Raw genomic sequence first — 16,204 nt, 5'->3', positions numbered from 1 at the left:
GCAAAGGGCGCTCTGGATGTGACAGGCGCATTGGCCTCAATCCCGCAAGGTCAGCGGGAGGGACGATGCGGAAGGTGCGCCTCAAGGACATTATGAACCAGGCCGCAGTTTTGAGTTTGATGCCGATGGGCGCGCGATGGGAGAACCGAAAGGTCTTTTCCGGACGCGTGCCTGGGATGGATTTTCGCGTCCTCTCGAAAGGGGATTTGCGGATTGCCGGCGACAAGCGCATGTGCGGGACGGGAGATGCGTGACATCATGGTGAAGACAGCGTTGAGGTTCGCAACGCCGGCCGCGGCCGGTCTGTTTGCTGCCTTGTCTATCATGCCCCTGAAGCCGTGCTATGCGTTCGATCCGAATTCGGGCGTCAGCAAGGATTCCGGCCCCTTCGATCTCTTCAAGTTCGGCTTCAAGGCCTACAAGGCCGGCCAGAAAACCGAGGCTGTCGAGGCCTATCGCTACGCGGCGCAGAAGGGCCATACTGGTTCGCGCTGGGCGCTGGCCAACATGTATGCCGATGGCGACGGCGTGGCGCGCGACGATTTCGAAGCCTTCAAGATGTATAGCGACATCGCCGGCAAGGGCATCGAGCCCGGCTCCGCCGACACCGGCTATTTCATCAACGCGCTGATGGCGCTTGCCCATTATTACCTGAACGGCATTCCCGGCAGCCCCGTAAAGGCCGATCCTTCGGAAGCGCGCCAGCTTTATTTCCAGGTGGCCTCCACCTTTGGTGTTTCGGAAGCGCAGTTCCAGCTTGCCAAGATGATTCTCTCCGGCCAGGGCGGCAAGCCCGATCCGCTGGAAGCGATGAAGTGGCTGAACCATGCCCGCAAGAAGGGCCATGTCGGCGCGACGGCGCTGTTCGGCAGCCTGCTGTTCCAGCAGGGCCAGACGGTGCGCGGGCTCGCCTATCTGACGGCGGCGCTCGATCATTGTCAGGGCGACGACAAGGTCTGGGTGCAGGACCTGCAGGAGCAGGCCTTCTCGATCGCAACCGAAGACCAGCGCCGCAGCGCCACCGAAATGGCCCAGTCCATCGCCTTTGTTTCGGCGAACTGAACCAACGATCATCGGCATGAATGCAGAAAGGCCCGGCATGACCGGGCCTTTCTGATTCGATCAGGATCGTTGGACGATCGAAGCGTCAGGCAACCGTCAGCGCAACCGCGATTTCTGCAGCCAGACGCGCATTGTTCTCGACAAGCGCAATATTCGTCTTGAGGCTGCGGCCTTCGGTGATGCGGAAGATGGCGTCGAGAAGGTAGGGCGTGACGGCCTTGCCCTGGATGTTGTCCGATTCCGCATCGGCCAGCGCCCGACCGATATAGATTTCCATCTCGTCGCGGGCGATTTCGTCTGCCTCCGGCACCGGATTGGCAATCAGCATGCCGCCATGGATGCCGAATTCCGTGCGCGTCTTCTGGAAGCTGGCGATGGCCGAGGCGCTGTGGAGCGACAGCGGGCTCTTGAGTCCCGAGGAGCGCGACCAGAAGGCCGGGAATTCGTCCTGGCCGTAGGTGACGACCGGAACGCCCTTGGTTTCCAGCACTTCCAGCGTCTTCGGCACGTCGAGGATCGCCTTGGCGCCCGCCGAAACCACGATGACGGAGGTGCGCGACAGTTCCTCAAGGTCGGCGGAAATGTCGAAGCTCTGCTCGGCGCCGCGGTGTACGCCGCCGATGCCGCCGGTGGCGAAAACCGAGATGCCGGCGCGGGCGGCGGCGATCATGGTCGCGGCAACCGTGGTTGCGCCCGTGCGGCGCTCGGCAATCGCGAAGGCGAAGTCGGCGCGCGAGAGCTTCATGGCGCCCTTGGTCTGCGCCAGCGTTTCCAGCTGGTCAGCCTCAAGGCCGATATGCAGCGTGCCGTCGATCACGGCGATGGTCGCCGGAACCGCACCCGCCTCGCGGATGATCGCCTCGACGCTCCGGGCCATCTCCAGATTGCCGGGATAGGGCATGCCGTGGGTGATGATGGTCGATTCCAGCGCCACGATCGCCGCGCCGCGCGCCTTGGCGTCTGCAACTTCCTGGGCAAAAACGACGTTGGCCGCCGGATTACTGTTCGTATTCATGGGTCTATTCCTTGGTTCGTACCGTTTCAATCCAGCATTTCCGGCTGCGGCACAAGAGCCAGCATTTCAGAAAGCGATTGACGGTTTACATTTTCTGCCACGGCGAGCGGTGACAGAACCGTCAGCCGGGCGAGGGCCGTTGCCTGCCGTATCATATCGGAATTCTGGCCTCCGGCCAAAAAGGCGTCGATCGCACCCGCCGCGAAGGCATCGCCCGCGCCGGTGACATCGCCGATCGTCTCCACCGCCGGCGGGGCGAGCTCGACGGCAGCCCCATCGCGCCAGAGGACGGCCGGCTTCATGCCGCGGGTGATCGCGCCACCCTTGAGGCCGCGTTCGGCAAGGCGCTTCGGCCAGTCCTGCGCCTCGCTGTCCGAGCCTGCCAGCACGCGCGCCTCCGCCTCGTTCATGAAGACGAAATCGAGTGCGGAAAGCGAGGGCGCCAGGCGCACGATCTTGGCGGGCGAAATGCCGATCGCGCCTATCGGGATCGCGCGGGCGCTGGCATCCGCCGTCAGCATCGTGATCGTCTCGGCCGGCAGATTGGCGTCGCAGAGAATGAAATCGGCGTTTTCCAGCGTCTCGCGCAGCCAGTTCACCTTCAGCCGCCGCGCGGTCATCAGGTCGTAGAGCGCCATGTCGGCGAGCGCGATCACCAGATTGCCGTCGGCCTCCAGGATGGCCGTGTAGCTTGGCGTCTGGCGGTCGAGAAAGGTGAAGCCGTTGAGCTTCACGCCCGTGCGCGCTGCCGCGGCCTCGACAAGGGATGCGCCCGAATCGCCGCCGGCGACGCTGACCATCGTCACGTCATGGCCAAGCAGCGAAAGCGCGCGTGCCGCATTGAAGCCGCCGCCGCCGGCCTCCTCGAACCATTCGCCGGGATTGGACGCGCCCGGCCTTGTGGTGCCGAAGATGCGGCCGCGGCGATCGACATGGGCGCCGCCGATGACGACGATTCGGGCTCCGCTCATTGCACTGTCCTTTCCGAATCAAAGCTGGAAACCGGGGAGGGCGAGGCCGGCCCGGTCAATCTGAAGTGCTTGAATTCACAGCTGAAACATAATGTGAACACGCGTCAATTTCCTCATTTTTCTCAATTGCTTGAATGGCTCTTGCGAAATGAGAACATATCATGTACAAAATCGGCATCGGCGGCGCTGTTGCCCAGGCTGCTTCAATAACCTAAAGGTGGAGCCATGGCACAGAATTCTTTGCGGCTGGTAGAGGACAAATCGGTGGATAAAAGCAAGGCTCTTGAAGCCGCACTTTCACAGATCGAGCGTTCGTTCGGCAAGGGCTCCATCATGAAGCTCGGCTCGAACGAGAATATCGTTGAGATCGAGACTGTTTCGACAGGGTCTTTGGGGCTCGATATTGCATTGGGCGTCGGCGGTCTGCCGAAGGGCCGCATTATCGAGATCTATGGTCCTGAAAGCTCGGGCAAGACGACCCTGGCTCTGCAGACGATTGCGGAAGCCCAGAAGAAGGGCGGTATCTGCGCCTTCGTCGACGCCGAACATGCGCTCGACCCGGTCTATGCCCGCAAGCTCGGTGTAGACCTGCAGAACCTGCTGATCTCGCAGCCGGACACGGGCGAACAGGCGCTGGAAATCACCGACACGCTTGTGCGTTCCGGGGCCATCGACGTCCTCGTCATCGACTCGGTGGCGGCCCTGACGCCGCGCGCCGAAATCGAAGGCGAAATGGGCGACAGCCTGCCGGGCATGCAGGCCCGCCTGATGAGCCAGGCGCTGCGCAAGCTGACCGCCTCGATCTCGCGGTCGAACTGCATGGTCATCTTCATCAACCAGATCCGCATGAAGATCGGCGTCATGTTCGGCTCGCCGGAAACGACGACGGGCGGTAACGCGCTGAAGTTCTACGCGTCGGTTCGTCTCGACATCCGCCGCATCGGCGCGGTGAAGGATCGCGAAGAGGTTGTCGGCAACCAGACGCGCGTCAAGGTCGTCAAGAACAAGATGGCACCGCCCTTCAAGCAGGTCGAATTCGACATCATGTATGGCGAAGGCGTCTCCAAGACCGGCGAACTGGTCGATCTCGGCGTCAAGGCCGGAATCGTCGAGAAGTCGGGTGCCTGGTTCTCCTATAACAGCCAGCGTCTCGGCCAGGGCCGTGAAAACGCCAAGCAGTGCCTGCGCGACAATCCGGCGCTTGCCAACGAGATCGAGATGGCGCTGCGCCAGAACGCCGGCCTTCTCGCCGACCAGCTGCTCGACAAGGGCGGTCCGGAAGGCGAAGACGGCGACATGGCTGCCGACATGTAATATCCAGTCCTTCGGGACGATGTTTTTGAAGCCGGCCGTGTCGTGATGCGATGCGGCCGGTTTTTATTTGATTATTTCCCGTGATCCTCAAGTCTGGACAGTTGGACGAGCGGGTTATAAAAGCGCTTGTTTCCCCGGCTCTTGCGGGGGTGGACCGCATGCGGTTTGAAGTCGAAAATGTTGAAGGGCTCCCATGAGTGGCGTGAATGAAATCCGGTCGTCGTTTCTGAATTACTTCAAGAAGAACGGACATGAAGTCGTGGCCTCGAGCCCGCTCGTTCCGCGTAACGACCCGACGCTGATGTTCACCAATGCCGGCATGGTGCAGTTCAAGAACGTCTTCACAGGCCTCGAAAGCCGCCCCTATTCGACGGCGGCCACCGCGCAGAAATGCGTGCGCGCCGGCGGCAAGCACAACGATCTCGACAATGTCGGCTATACCGCGCGCCACCACACCTTCTTCGAAATGCTCGGCAACTTCTCCTTCGGCGACTATTTCAAGGAACGGGCCATCGAGCTGGCCTGGAACCTGATCACCAAGGAATTCGGCATCGACAAGAGCCGGCTTCTCGTCACCGTCTATCACACGGACGACGAGGCGCATGGCCTCTGGCAGAAGATTGCCGGTCTCTCCGACCGCCGCATCATCCGCATCCCGACCAGCGACAACTTCTGGGCCATGGGCGATACCGGCCCCTGCGGTCCGTGCTCTGAAATCTTCTACGATCACGGCGAACATATCTGGGGCGGCCCGCCCGGTTCTCCGGAAGAAGACGGCGACCGTTTCATCGAAATCTGGAACCTCGTCTTCATGCAGTATGAGCAGATTTCGAAGGAAGAGCGCGTCGGTCTGCCGCGTCCGTCCATCGATACCGGCATGGGCCTCGAGCGCATCGCGGCCCTTCTGCAGGGCAAGCACGACAACTATGACATCGACCTGTTCCGCAACCTCATTGCGGCCTCCGTGGAGGCGACCGGTGTTGCTGCCGAAGGCGAGCATCGCGCTTCGCATCGCGTCATTGCCGATCACCTGCGCTCCTCCGCCTTCCTGATTGCTGACGGCGTTCTGCCGTCCAACGAAGGTCGCGGCTATGTGCTTCGCCGCATCATGCGCCGTGCCATGCGCCATGCGCAGCTGCTCGGGTCGCGCGATCCACTGATCTACAAGCTGCTGCCGACGCTGGTGCGCGAGATGGGCCAGGCCTATCCGGAACTGGTCCGCGCCGAAGCGCTGATTTCGGAGACGCTGAAGCTCGAGGAAACCCGCTTCCGCAAGACGCTCGAACGCGGCCTTGGCCTGCTTTCGGATGCGACTTCGACGCTGTCGAAGGGCGACATGCTGGATGGCGAGACGGCGTTCAAGCTCTATGACACCTATGGTTTCCCGCTCGACCTGACGCAGGACGCGCTGCGCGCCCGCGAAATCAATGTCGATCTTTCCGGCTTCACCGATGCGATGGAGCGCCAGAAGGCCGAGGCCCGCAAGAGCTGGGCCGGCTCCGGCGAAGCGCAGACCGAGACGATCTGGTTCGAGCTGAAGGAAAAGTTCGGCGCCACCGAGTTCCTGGGTTACGACACGGAAGAGGCAGAGGGCGCGATCCAGGCGATCGTCAAGGATGGCAAGTCCGTGGACAGCGCCTCTGAAGGCGACACGGTGCAGATCCTCGTCAACCAGACGCCGTTCTATGGCGAGTCCGGCGGCCAGATGGGTGACGCCGGCGTGATCGCGGTGGGCTCCACCCGCGTCGAGGTCAGCGATGTGCAGAAGAAGGGCGAGGGCCTGTTCGTCCATTATGGTCGCGTGGTTTCCGGCGCGCTGAAGGTCGGCGATGCGGCATTGCTCACGGTCGATCATGGCCGTCGCGGCCAGTTGCGCGCCAACCACTCGGCGACCCACCTGCTGCACGAGGCGTTGCGCGAAGTTCTCGGCACCCATGTCGCGCAGAAGGGCTCGCTGGTCGCACCCGAGCGCCTGCGTTTCGACGTCTCGCATCCGAAGCCGATGTCGGACGAGGAGCTGAAGATCGTCGAGGAAATGGCAAATGAAATCGTGCTCCAGAATGCGCCGGTGACGACGCGTCTGATGAGCGTGGACGATGCCATTGCCGAAGGCGCGATGGCCCTGTTCGGCGAAAAGTATGGCGATGAAGTGCGCGTGGTCTCCATGGGCACCGGCGTGCGCGGCGGGAAGTCCGGCAAGGCCTATTCCGTCGAACTTTGCGGCGGCACGCATGTGCGCGCCACCGGCGATATCGGCCTTGTCCATGTCATCGGCGAAAGTGCCGTTGGCGCCGGCGTCCGCCGCGTCGAGGCCGTCACGGGCTCTGCGGCGCGCGATTATCTCGCCGCCCAGGACGAGCGCGTGAAGACGCTGGCCGGTCTGCTCAAGGTCGGGCAGGGCGATATCGTCGCCCGCGTGGAGTCGCTGATGGACGAGCGCCGCAAGCTGGAGCGCGAACTGACTGAGGCCCGCCGCCAGCTGGCGCTCGGCGGTTCTGCCGGTGGTTCGGGTCAGGATGTCCGCGAGGTCAATGGTGTCAAGTATCTCGGCAAGGTCGTGACCGGCGTTGAGCCGAAGGACCTGAAGGGTCTGGCAGACGAAGGCAAGAAGAGCGTCGAGAGCGGTGTCGTCTGCTTCATCGGCGTTTCCGCTGACGAAAAGGCCAGCGCCGTCGTCGCCGTGACCGAAGATCTGGTCGGCCGCTTCAGCGCCGTCGATCTCGTCCGCATCGCGTCCGCCGCTCTCGGTGGCAAGGGCGGCGGCGGCCGTCCTGACATGGCCCAGGCCGGCGGTCCCGATGGCGCGAAGGCAGCGGAAGCCATCGAGGCCGTTGCGCAGGCCCTGGCTGGCTGACGTAACGGAATAGAATCAAAAAAGCCCGCGAAACCTGATGGTTTCGCGGGCTTTTTGCATTTCTGTCCATGAAGGCGAAGCTGTATCCCCGCCTTTCGTCGCTCAGGCGTTTTTCAGCATATCCACATGCGGGATGCCGTCTTCAATATATTCGTTTGAGATCACCTTGAAGCCTAGCGATCCGTAGAATTTCTGCAGATGGCTCTGCGCCGAGATCTCGATCGGTTCGCCGGGATGGCGCTTCTTCAGCTCTGAAATCGCCTCGCGCATCAAGGCTTCGCCGAGCCGTCTGCCGCGATGGTGCGGTGAGACCGCCACGCGTCCGATCCGCGTATGATGCTCCGGTGTCGGACGCCAGAGCCTTGCACAGGCCAACAATTCCCCATCCATCAGTAACCGCAGATGCAGGCAGTCCTTGTCGTTGCCGTCGAGTTCCGGATAGGGGCAGTGCTGCTCGACGACGAAGACGTCGACGCGCAGCTTCAGCATTTCATAGAGATCGACGGCGGAAAATTCTTCCATCTTCCGCACATCGAGCTTGTAAGGCGCGGCCATGGTCAATAAAGCACGACGCCGCGAATGCTCTCGCCCTTGTGCATCAGCTCGAAGCCGTGGTTGATGTCTTCCAGAGGCATCGTGTGGGTGATCATCGGGTCGATCTGGATCTTGCCTTCCATGTACCATTCCACGATCTTCGGCACGTCCGTGCGGCCGCGCGCACCGCCAAAGGCCGTGCCCATCCAGTTGCGGCCGGTGACCAGCTGGAAAGGACGTGTCGAAATTTCCTGACCGGCGCCGGCAACACCGATGATGACCGACTTGCCCCAGCCGCGATGGGATGCTTCGAGCGCCTGGCGCATGACCTTGGTGTTGCCCGTGCAGTCAAACGTATAATCCGCACCGCCAATCAGGTCGCCATGGCGCTTGGTCATGTTGACGAGGTAGGGCACGATGTCGTCGCCGACGTCCTTCGGGTTGACGAAATGCGTCATGCCGAACTTTTCGCCCCAGGCCTTGCGATCCGGGTTGATGTCCACGCCGATGATCATGTCTGCGCCGGCAAGCCGCAGACCCTGCAGCACGTTCAACCCGATGCCGCCGAGGCCGAAGACAATCGCGGTCGAGCCGATCTCGACCTTGGCCGTGTTGATGACGGCGCCGATACCCGTCGTGACGCCGCAGCCGATGTAACAGACCTTGTCGAAGGGCGCATCGGGGTTGATCTTGGCCAGTGCAATTTCCGGCAGAACGGTGAAATTCGCGAAGGTCGAGCAGCCCATGTAATGGTGGATCTTGTCCTTGCCGATCGAGAAGCGGCTCGTGCCGTCCGGCATTACGCCTTGACCCTGGGTCGAACGGATCGAGGTGCAGAGGTTGGTCTTGCGCGAGGTGCACGAATAGCACTCGCGGCATTCCGGCGTGTAGAGCGGAATGACGTGGTCGCCCTTCTTCAGCGAGGTCACGCCGGGGCCCACATCCACAACGATGCCGGCGCCCTCATGGCCCAGAATGGCCGGAAACAGACCTTCGGGGTCGGCGCCAGACAGCGTGAAATCATCCGTGTGGCAGATACCCGTCGCCTTGATCTCGACCAGGACTTCACCGGCTTTCGGCCCTTCCAGCTGCACGGTCATGATCTCAAGTGGTTTTCCGGCCTGAACGGCGACGGCTGCGCGGACATCCATGGGGCTTCCTTCCGATTTCGCTTATAAATCAAATGTCGATGCGGACGTTTTGGCATGGCTTGCAGCTCCTGCTCAAGCCCCGCCGCGGCATAAATCATCCCCGGCCCGCCGCCGCGATCTCGACGGCCATGCGTTCGGCAATTGCGATTGTCGGCGCATTGGTGTTGCCGCTGATGAGGTTCGGCATGATCGAGGCGTCGATGACGCGCAGCCCGTCGAGCCCGCGCACCTTCAGGCTGGTATCGACCACGGCCATCGGTCCGTTGCCCATGCGGCAGGTGCCGACGGGGTGATAGATCGTGTCGGCGCGGGCGCGGACATGCTCCATCAGCTCTTCATCGCTGCCTGTCTTCAGCGGGAAGAGTTCGCGCTTGAAGTGGCGGGCAAGCGCGGGGGCTTCCGCAATCGCACGGACGCGCTTGACGCCCTTCAGCATCAGCTCCGCATCGCGCGGGTCGGCGAGGTAGTTCGGGTCAATCAGCGGCGCGGCGGCTGCATCGCGGCTTGCGAGCTTCACCTCGCCACGGCTTTTCGGTCGCAGCACGCAGACATGGATGGAATAGCCGTAGCCGGGATGCAGCTTGCGGGCGTGATCATCGAGGATGCCGAGCACGAAATGCAGCTGCAGGTCGGGGCGGTCGACATCGGGCGAGGACTTGATGAAGGCGCCGCCCTCGGCAAAGGGCGTCGCCAGCATGCCCGTGCCGTCGCGCCGCCAGCGCAGCGCCTCGGCGATGATCTTGGCGGTGCCGGCAAGGCCGATGCCGACCGTGTCCTTGATGGTGGTGAACACCGGCAGCACATAGTCGAGATGGTCCTGCAGGTTCTGGCCGACGCCGGGCAGGTCGTTGATCACCTCGATGCCGAGCGATTGCAGATGCGCGCCCGGTCCGATGCCCGATAGCATGAGGAGCTGCGGCGAGCCGAAGGCGCCGGAGGAGATGATGACTTCGCGGCGTGCCCTGAGATTCCGTTCCGTGCCGTTTTCCTTGTAGCGGACGCCGACGGCGCGCTTGCCTTCGAAGATGACCCGCTGCGCCTCGACGCCGGTCATGACCTTCAGGTTGCGGCGGCCCACCACCGGGTGGAGATAGGCGGCGGCGGCCGAGCAGCGCTCGCCATTCTTCGCGCCACCGTGAAACTGTGTCACCTGGTAGAGACCGACGCCTTCCTGCTCCGGGCCGTTGAAGTCGTCATTGCGGCGGATCTGGCATTCCTCTGCGGCGCGGATGAAATCTTCCGTCAGCCCGCGCGGTGTCTGCTGCTCGGACACCTGCAGCGGCCCGTCTGCGCCATGCAGGGACGAGGCGCCGCGCTGGTTGCCTTCCGATTTCAGGAACCAGGGCAACATGTCGTGCCAGCCCCAGCCGGGGCAGCCGTCCAGCGCCCAGCCGTCATAGTCCTCCGGCTGGCCGCGCACATAGAGCATGGCGTTGATGGCGCTGGAGCCGCCGAGCGCCTTGCCGCGCGGCTGGTAGCCCCGCCGGCCGTTGAGGCCCTTCTGCGGCACCGTCTCGAAGGCCCAGTTGGTGATCTTCGGCTTGCCGGGCAGGGTGGCGATGGTGCCGAAGGGCAGGCGGGTGACAAGCCCGCGCCCTTCGCCGCCCGCCTCCAGCAGGCAGACCGTGAGGCGCGCATCTTCCGAAAGGCGTGCAGCCAGCACTGAGCCGGCGGACCCGCCGCCAACGATCACGTAATCGAATTCCATGAAATATCCCCCCGCTCCCTGTTTCAAGAAAGATGCAAGGAATCCGATGCTTGTCAACGTGCGCACGGCCCGCGTGACGCGGTGCTTGCGGGCTTGCGGCGGGACTGCGCGCTTGTGTCGCTGCGGGAGAGGCGCTGCGGTCAGCCGAAGGTTAGCGTTAACTTTCGTGTGTTAATGTTTTCATTCTCCTCCGCGTTGTATCGAGGTTCTGACGGTGGAAACGATCAATCCCGGGCTGATCCTTTTGGCGATCAACCTGTTCCTGCTTTGGCTGATCATGGCGGCGCCCGTGGGTGTGCGCACACTCAGGATGACCCGCCGATTCGATACCAAGCCCGAGCATCTCTGGTCGGCCATCGATCCGCTCGGCGAACATGCCGACTGGAACCCGTCGCTTCTGTCCTCGCGGGCCGAAGACCCGGCTGGACGCTTTGCCCGACAGTCCTATCAGCACCTCGACCGCAAGGGCGCGCCGATCGAGCGCGTACTTGAAATTTCCCGCGAAGACCGCTTCGCCTTTTCGACGCGGGTCGTCGACGACACGGCGCTTGATCCCACCGTCTGGGCATCCTTCAGCGAGCGGCGGCAGCTGCGGGCCGAAGGCGGGGTGACGGAGCTTACGGTCGAGCAGACGGACCGCTATCGCGGCATCGCTTTCCTCGTTTACCGCTATTTTGCGCTGCGCCGGGAAATGCGCTCGCTGGAAGGCTGGCTGAAGACGGGCGAGGCGAAGAAGGTCGGGATGTTCGAACATCCGCCGATGCAGGTCTTCCTTGCCGTTCTGTCGACGCTGCTGTTCTGGCCGTTCTTCGGTCTGACGGCAAATGGACTCGTGCTGTCGACGATCCTGACGCTCGTCATCGTCATGCACGAACTCGGGCACATGGCGGCCTATCGCGCCTTCGGGCATCGCACGGCGCGGATGATCTTCGTGCCGCTTCTCGGCGGGATCGCGATCGGCGGGCGGCCCTACAATTCCAATTTCGAAGCCGCGACCTGCGCGCTGATGGGCGCCGGCATGTCGGCCTTTGTCGTGCCGATCGCCATTGTCGGCCATGAAGCGGCGGCGAAGAGCGCGGCTGCGGCCACGCTCGACCGGCCGCTCCTGGTGATGATCCTCATCCTCGGCGGCTTCAATCTGCTCAACCTGCTGCCAATGGCGCGGTTCGACGGCGGCCAGGTGCTGCGGCGGATCTTTCCCGGGCTCGGCATGCAGATGGTCGGCAGCTTCGGCATTTCGGCGGTCATTGCCGTCACCGGCTGGGAAGTGGGCGTGCCGCAGGAAATCCTGATCGTGTCGCTCGCCGTCTTCGCGCTGCTGAGCATGATCAGCGCCGGCACGATCAAGATGCGCGACGAACTGGCCCCGATGCGTCCGGCAGAGCGCCTGCTGGTCGGCCTCGGCCTCTACGCCGCCGTGATCATCCACAGTTTCGCGATCGTCTTCTCCGCTGGCCTGCTGTTCGGCTCAGCCTGAGGACGCCACGCTCACCGTTGGCCCGAAGACCTCCTCGAAGGCTTCGCGCAGGCGTATATCGACATCCGCCATCATCACCGGCAGGCCGAGATCGACAAGGCTGGTGACGCCATAGGCGGAAATCCCGCAGGGCACGATGCCGCCGAAATGGTCGAGGTCGGGGTCCACATTCAGTGACAGGCCGTGAAAGCTCACCCATTTGCGCAGGCGAATGCCAAGTGCTGCAATCTTGTCTTCCGACATGGAGCCATCGGGAAGCACCGGCTTTTCCGGTCGGCGCACCCAGACGCCGACGCGATCCTCGCGCCGCTCGCCCCTGACATTCATCGAATCGAGCGTGCGGATGATCACCTCTTCGAGTGCCGCCACATAGGCACGCACATCCTGCCGCCGGCGCTTCAGGTCCAGCATGACATAGGCGACCCTCTGGCCGGGGCCGTGATAGGTATATTCGCCGCCGCGGCCGGTGGCAAAGACCGGGAAGCGATCGGGCTGCACGAGGTCCTTGGCATCCGCGCTGGTGCCGGCCGTGTAGAGCGGCGGATGTTCCAGCAGCCAGACCAGTTCATCGGCCTGACCATCGGCAATCAGGCCCACCTGGCGCTCCATCTCGGCGACGGCCTCCTCATAGGGAATCAATCCGTCCGAAATCCACCACCGAACGGGGGGACTGCCTTCTGCGGCGAGCATGGAAGGGGCGATATCCTGACGAAGCATGAGAGGCATTTCCTTGTTTTGACTGCATTTAGGGCGTCAAACCCCTGTCGCGCAAGGGGTTGGCGCGATGCGCCGGCGAGGGGCCGTTGAAAAAGCTCGCAGACCGACAAAAAAACGTCATCGTCCACTTGTGCACCCCAGATGCTTTTGCTACATGCAGCCCCGCCGGAGCAATTCGGCTCTACCACGATGCGGTCGTGGCGGAATTGGTAGACGCGCAGCGTTGAGGTCGCTGTGTCGCAAGACGTGGAAGTTCGAGTCTTCTCGACCGCACCATTCGGCTCTCAAGCCGAGACAAAAGAACCCGGCCTTGAGCCGGGTTTTTTGTTGTGTTTCAGTTAGAATAGCTGCTCTGGTACTAACTGTTCTTCTCGAAGTTTTTGTATATCTTCAAGTAGTTATATTGCATTTTAAGTGCTTCTTGCTCGCGTTCTTTCTCGCGGGAGGTGCAGTCGAGCTTCAACTCACCTTTTTCATTCTCGGTGTAGTGGCGCAGTCCATTGTCGATATCTGTAAAATGATTGTGAATGCGATCGATCTCTTGAGTGCATTCTGTGATAGCTGCATCGATTCCCAAATAGCTCATGAAGCAGATTCCCTTGCTTGATCGAACAAATAGGGAACATTTATGCGATAAGCTGTCTTCATTTTCAAGGCTATTGTTGACCGCACGGGAGATATCAGTTCCTCGGCAACCTCACCACAAACGCCGCGCCGCCACCTTCCGCCGCCTCGCACACCACGCTCCCCCCATGCAGCTCGGCGATCTGCCGCACCAGCGCGAGCCCGATCCCCCAGCCGCCCGCAGCTTCCGCCCGACCTGCCGGCCGGTAGAACGGCTCGAAAATCCGTTCGCGCTCGCTCTGCGGGATGCCGTCGCCGTGGTCGGTCACCGTTAGGTGAAGGGCGTCGGCGGTTTCCGTTACGGCAAGCTCGATGGGTGGCTTGCCGTGGCGGGTGGCGTTTTGCAGGAGGTTGCGGATCAGGCGGCGGATGAGGCGGCCGTTGGCGCGGATCAGGGTGGAGGGGCCGGTGACGGTGACGGCGTCGGCTGCGTCGAAATGGGCGCTTTCTTCGGCGGCAATGGCGACGAGGTCGACCATGTCCTCGAAGCTTTCCGCGCGGCCGGCCTGCAGGCGGCTGGAGATCAGGATTTCTTCGACCAGTTCGTCGAGTTCGGCCATGTTGCGGACGATCTCGGTCTTCAGGTTTTCGCCCGGGTCGGCCTCGAACATTTCGATGGCCATGCGCAGGCGTGCGAGCGGCGAGCGCAGCTCGTGGCTGGCGTTGGCCAGCAAGTTCTTCTGCGCCGTCACCAGCTCCTCGATGCGGCCGGCGGCCATGTTGAAGGTACGGGCGACGTCGGCGATCTCGTCATTGCCCTCGACGGTGAGGCGCGTCTGCAGCGCGCCGGCGCTCCATGTGTCCATGCCGGTCTTCAGCGTCTCCAACCGGCGCGTCAGGCGGCGGGTGACGGGCAGGGCGGCGAGGCCAAGGGCTGCGGCAATCAGCAGGATGATGAAGGCGACGTTCTGGCGATGCGGGCCGAAGGGCCGGCGGCTGCGGGCGACGACCTTCAGCCCGTCCGGCGTGTCGAAGGCAAAGGTGCGGTTTGGCGGGCGGAAGCCCTTGGGATCATCCGTGGTCACATCCGGCGGCACCGGGCGGCCGGCATTGGCGATCAGCGCGCCCTGCTTGTCATAGACGCTGATATCGGCGTTGACCGTATCGGCCATGCGGTGCACGGCGCGGTCGAGATTGAAATTCTCGCCGGGCGGCGGCAGGACGGAATCGAGGAAGGGGCCCAGGCGTGCGGAGAGCGGATCGCGCTGGTCGAACTTGCCGATGGCGGCAAAGGCGACGAAGACGATGGCAACCAGCGCCAGACCCATCAGGATCGTGGCGTAGAATTGCAGGAAGAGCGAGCGGCGGATGAAATTCATGCGCCACCTGAAGGCGTCTGGTGGCGGGCGAAGAGATAGCCGGCGCCGCGCACGGTGATGATGCGGCGCGGGTGCTTGGGGTCGGTCTCGATCGCGGCGCGGATGCGCGAGATGTGCACGTCGATGGAGCGGTCGAAGGCTTCCAGCTCCTCGCCCTTGACCATGTCCATCAGCTGGTCGCGCGACAGCACCCGGCCGGCATTTTCGGCCAGCGCCAGCAGGAGATCGTATTGATAGCCGGTGATCTGGCGCTCCTCGCCAGCGACGCGGATCTGGCGGGCGCCACGGTCGATTTCGAGGTCGCCGAAGGTGAGGATGTCGGCATCGCGCGCGGAGGTCATGGTGCCCTGGCTGCGGCGCAGGATGGCGCGCAGGCGCGCCAGAAGTTCGCGCGGCGAGAAGGGCTTGGGGAGATAGTCGTCGGCGCCGAGTTCGAGACCGACGATGCGGTCGGTTTCCTCGCCCTTGGCAGTCAGCATGAGGATCGGAAGGTCCGAGGTGGCGCGGACCTTCCGACAGACCTCAAAGCCGTCGAGGTCAGGCAGCATGAGGTCGAGAATGACGACGGCCGGCGGAGTGCGGGCGATTTCCGCCAGGCCGTCTTTGCCGGTCGCGCTGGCGCGCGTGGCAAATCCTTGTTTCTTCAGGTAATCTTCCAGCATGGCGGTGAGCCTCGTATCATCGTCGATGATGAGTATGTCCGCCGTCATGCTGTTGTGTCCCTTCCGTGGCCCGGGGAATCCCCAAGCCTGTTATAGCATCACCAGCGCGGGCGGTGAGCTTCGAATTCCTTGGCGAGCTTGGCGCGCTGGTCGGGGGTGAGCACTTCCGCCGCGTCGATCATGGCGGTGGTCATGATCTTGGAGGCATCGTCCATCTTCTGGACGCGGGCCTTGCGCATGGTTTCCACGGCATCGCGGTCGATCACCGGCTTTTCGAGAAGCGCCTTGACCTGATCGCGCATCTGGCCGCGCTCGCCGCGCATGTCGGCGACACTTTCGCGGGCCTTGTCGAAGATCGCCTTGATCTTCTGCTTCTGCTCGTCGGTGGCGTCAACGCTGTCGAGCGCCTTGGTCAGGCGATGTTCCATGAAGCCGCCCTTGACCTTCTGCATCATGCCGCCGTGATGGCCGCCCATGCCCATGTCGGCCATTTCCATGCCGGGAGGGCCGAAGTTGTCCCGGGCGACGGCAAAGGCGCCAACGCCGGCAATCGTGACGGCGACGATGGCGAGACCTGCAATGGTCGAGCGTCGCTTCCAGGAGAGCCCGGTCTTTGCGGTGTCCTGCCTGTTTTCATTCGGTTCCATGATGGTCTCCATTGCCTGTTCGGCTGGGTTTTCGATGAGGACCATCATGCCCGGGGAACGTTTCGCGCGTATCTGCCGTTTGTAAAGAAAGGTAAAGTAAGCCTTCACCTGTCGGGAGCGTCGATCCTGCCGGAAAAACAGGGCTTTGC

The 16,204-nt window shown here is 62.9% G+C and carries 15 protein-coding genes and 1 tRNA gene; 6 read left to right on the top strand and 10 right to left on the bottom strand.

Annotated elements, in window-relative coordinates; all coding sequences use genetic code 11:
- The first annotated feature begins 65 nt into the window (after positions 1–65).
- Together LQK84_RS20145 and LQK84_RS20140 are read left to right on the top strand one after the other, a co-directional pair.
- Complete coding sequence (locus tag LQK84_RS20145) at positions 66–254, top strand: hypothetical protein (protein WP_230830519.1); 189 nt, start codon at positions 66–68, stop codon at positions 252–254.
- A gap of 70 nt (positions 255–324) precedes the next feature.
- Positions 325–1,062 (top strand): tetratricopeptide repeat protein, encoded by a 738-nt coding sequence (locus tag LQK84_RS20140; RefSeq protein ID WP_230830561.1) that lies wholly within the window; start codon positions 325–327, stop codon positions 1,060–1,062.
- A gap of 85 nt (positions 1,063–1,147) precedes the next feature.
- Here LQK84_RS20140 and LQK84_RS20135 read toward each other — a convergent pair whose 3' ends face one another.
- A complete protein-coding gene (locus tag LQK84_RS20135) occupies positions 1,148–2,077 on the bottom strand; it encodes a pseudouridine-5'-phosphate glycosidase (protein ID WP_230830518.1) in 930 nt (309 codons plus the stop codon).
- 26 nt (positions 2,078–2,103) lie between these two features.
- Positions 2,104–3,048, bottom strand: a complete 945-nt coding sequence (locus LQK84_RS20130; RefSeq protein ID WP_230830517.1) for a carbohydrate kinase family protein — start codon at positions 3,046–3,048, stop codon at positions 2,104–2,106.
- A 225-nt stretch (positions 3,049–3,273) separates the two neighbouring features.
- Between LQK84_RS20130 and recA the strand changes: the two genes are divergently transcribed.
- Together recA and alaS are read left to right on the top strand one after the other, a co-directional pair.
- Positions 3,274–4,362, top strand: a complete 1,089-nt coding sequence (gene recA / locus LQK84_RS20125; protein WP_230830516.1) for a recombinase RecA — start codon at positions 3,274–3,276, stop codon at positions 4,360–4,362.
- Between the two features lie 193 nt (positions 4,363–4,555).
- On the top strand, positions 4,556–7,216 hold the full coding sequence (gene alaS / locus LQK84_RS20120) for an alanine--tRNA ligase (RefSeq protein ID WP_230830515.1): 2,661 nt from the start codon (positions 4,556–4,558) through the stop codon (positions 7,214–7,216).
- 102 nt (positions 7,217–7,318) lie between these two features.
- Here alaS and LQK84_RS20115 read toward each other — a convergent pair whose 3' ends face one another.
- The 3 genes from LQK84_RS20115 to LQK84_RS20105 form a co-directional block, all read right to left on the bottom strand.
- A complete protein-coding gene (locus LQK84_RS20115) occupies positions 7,319–7,771 on the bottom strand; it encodes a GNAT family N-acetyltransferase (RefSeq protein ID WP_230830514.1) in 453 nt (150 codons plus the stop codon).
- 2 nt (positions 7,772–7,773) lie between these two features.
- The gene (locus LQK84_RS20110) at positions 7,774–8,901 is read right to left on the bottom strand and encodes an S-(hydroxymethyl)glutathione dehydrogenase/class III alcohol dehydrogenase (RefSeq protein WP_230830513.1); all 1,128 of its coding nucleotides are present in this window, start codon (positions 8,899–8,901) and stop codon (positions 7,774–7,776) included.
- 94 nt (positions 8,902–8,995) lie between these two features.
- Positions 8,996–10,609: a GMC family oxidoreductase gene (locus tag LQK84_RS20105; protein WP_230830512.1), complete on the bottom strand. Its 1,614-nt coding sequence runs from the start codon at positions 10,607–10,609 to the stop codon at positions 8,996–8,998.
- A 214-nt stretch (positions 10,610–10,823) separates the two neighbouring features.
- On the opposite strand from LQK84_RS20105, the gene LQK84_RS20100 reads away from it, so the two are divergent.
- Complete coding sequence (locus LQK84_RS20100; RefSeq protein WP_230830511.1) at positions 10,824–12,086, top strand: hypothetical protein; 1,263 nt, start codon at positions 10,824–10,826, stop codon at positions 12,084–12,086.
- Here LQK84_RS20100 and lipB read toward each other — a convergent pair.
- A complete protein-coding gene (gene lipB, locus LQK84_RS20095; protein WP_230830510.1) occupies positions 12,078–12,803 on the bottom strand; it encodes a lipoyl(octanoyl) transferase LipB in 726 nt (241 codons plus the stop codon). The genes LQK84_RS20100 and lipB overlap by 9 nt on opposite strands.
- A 191-nt stretch (positions 12,804–12,994) precedes the next feature.
- Between lipB and LQK84_RS20090 the strand changes: the two genes are divergently transcribed.
- Positions 12,995–13,079, top strand: a tRNA-Leu gene (locus tag LQK84_RS20090).
- A gap of 82 nt (positions 13,080–13,161) precedes the next feature.
- Here LQK84_RS20090 and LQK84_RS20085 read toward each other — a convergent pair.
- The 4 genes from LQK84_RS20085 to LQK84_RS20070 all read right to left on the bottom strand — a co-directional run bounded on the left by LQK84_RS20085 (position 13,162) and on the right by LQK84_RS20070 (position 16,055).
- Positions 13,162–13,389, bottom strand: a complete 228-nt coding sequence (locus LQK84_RS20085) for a hypothetical protein (RefSeq protein ID WP_230830509.1) — start codon at positions 13,387–13,389, stop codon at positions 13,162–13,164.
- Positions 13,390–13,483: 94 nt separating this feature from the next.
- Complete coding sequence (locus LQK84_RS20080) at positions 13,484–14,746, bottom strand: sensor histidine kinase (RefSeq protein ID WP_230830508.1); 1,263 nt, start codon at positions 14,744–14,746, stop codon at positions 13,484–13,486.
- The gene (locus tag LQK84_RS20075; RefSeq protein ID WP_230830507.1) at positions 14,743–15,456 is read right to left on the bottom strand and encodes a response regulator; all 714 of its coding nucleotides are present in this window, start codon (positions 15,454–15,456) and stop codon (positions 14,743–14,745) included. The genes LQK84_RS20080 and LQK84_RS20075 overlap by 4 nt, the downstream gene beginning before the upstream one ends.
- Before the next feature lie 50 nt (positions 15,457–15,506).
- Positions 15,507–16,055 (bottom strand): Spy/CpxP family protein refolding chaperone, encoded by a 549-nt coding sequence (locus LQK84_RS20070; protein ID WP_230830506.1) that lies wholly within the window; start codon positions 16,053–16,055, stop codon positions 15,507–15,509.
- Positions 16,056–16,204: the final 149 nt, after the last annotated feature.

Source organism: Rhizobium sp. C4 (assembly GCF_021026315.1).
Taxonomy (GTDB): domain Bacteria; phylum Pseudomonadota; class Alphaproteobacteria; order Rhizobiales; family Rhizobiaceae; genus Ensifer_A.
This window is presented reverse-complemented; position numbering and strand designations above follow the sequence as displayed.

Coding starts and splice junctions, on each gene's coding strand:
- LQK84_RS20140 (WP_230830561.1), top strand. CDS start 325: ATGCCCCTGAAGCCGTGCTATGCGTTCGATCCGAATTCGGGCGTCAGC.
- LQK84_RS20070 (WP_230830506.1), bottom strand. CDS start 16,055: ATGGAACCGAATGAAAACAGGCAGGACACCGCAAAGACCGGGCTCTCC.
- LQK84_RS20115 (WP_230830514.1), bottom strand. CDS start 7,771: ATGGCCGCGCCTTACAAGCTCGATGTGCGGAAGATGGAAGAATTTTCC.
- LQK84_RS20145 (WP_230830519.1), top strand. CDS start 66: ATGCGGAAGGTGCGCCTCAAGGACATTATGAACCAGGCCGCAGTTTTG.
- lipB (WP_230830510.1), bottom strand. CDS start 12,803: ATGCTTCGTCAGGATATCGCCCCTTCCATGCTCGCCGCAGAAGGCAGT.
- LQK84_RS20085 (WP_230830509.1), bottom strand. CDS start 13,389: ATGAGCTATTTGGGAATCGATGCAGCTATCACAGAATGCACTCAAGAG.
- LQK84_RS20135 (WP_230830518.1), bottom strand. CDS start 2,077: ATGAATACGAACAGTAATCCGGCGGCCAACGTCGTTTTTGCCCAGGAA.
- LQK84_RS20075 (WP_230830507.1), bottom strand. CDS start 15,456: ATGACGGCGGACATACTCATCATCGACGATGATACGAGGCTCACCGCC.
- recA (WP_230830516.1), top strand. CDS start 3,274: ATGGCACAGAATTCTTTGCGGCTGGTAGAGGACAAATCGGTGGATAAA.
- LQK84_RS20130 (WP_230830517.1), bottom strand. CDS start 3,048: ATGAGCGGAGCCCGAATCGTCGTCATCGGCGGCGCCCATGTCGATCGC.
- LQK84_RS20080 (WP_230830508.1), bottom strand. CDS start 14,746: ATGAATTTCATCCGCCGCTCGCTCTTCCTGCAATTCTACGCCACGATC.
- LQK84_RS20105 (WP_230830512.1), bottom strand. CDS start 10,609: ATGGAATTCGATTACGTGATCGTTGGCGGCGGGTCCGCCGGCTCAGTG.
- LQK84_RS20110 (WP_230830513.1), bottom strand. CDS start 8,901: ATGGATGTCCGCGCAGCCGTCGCCGTTCAGGCCGGAAAACCACTTGAG.
- alaS (WP_230830515.1), top strand. CDS start 4,556: ATGAGTGGCGTGAATGAAATCCGGTCGTCGTTTCTGAATTACTTCAAG.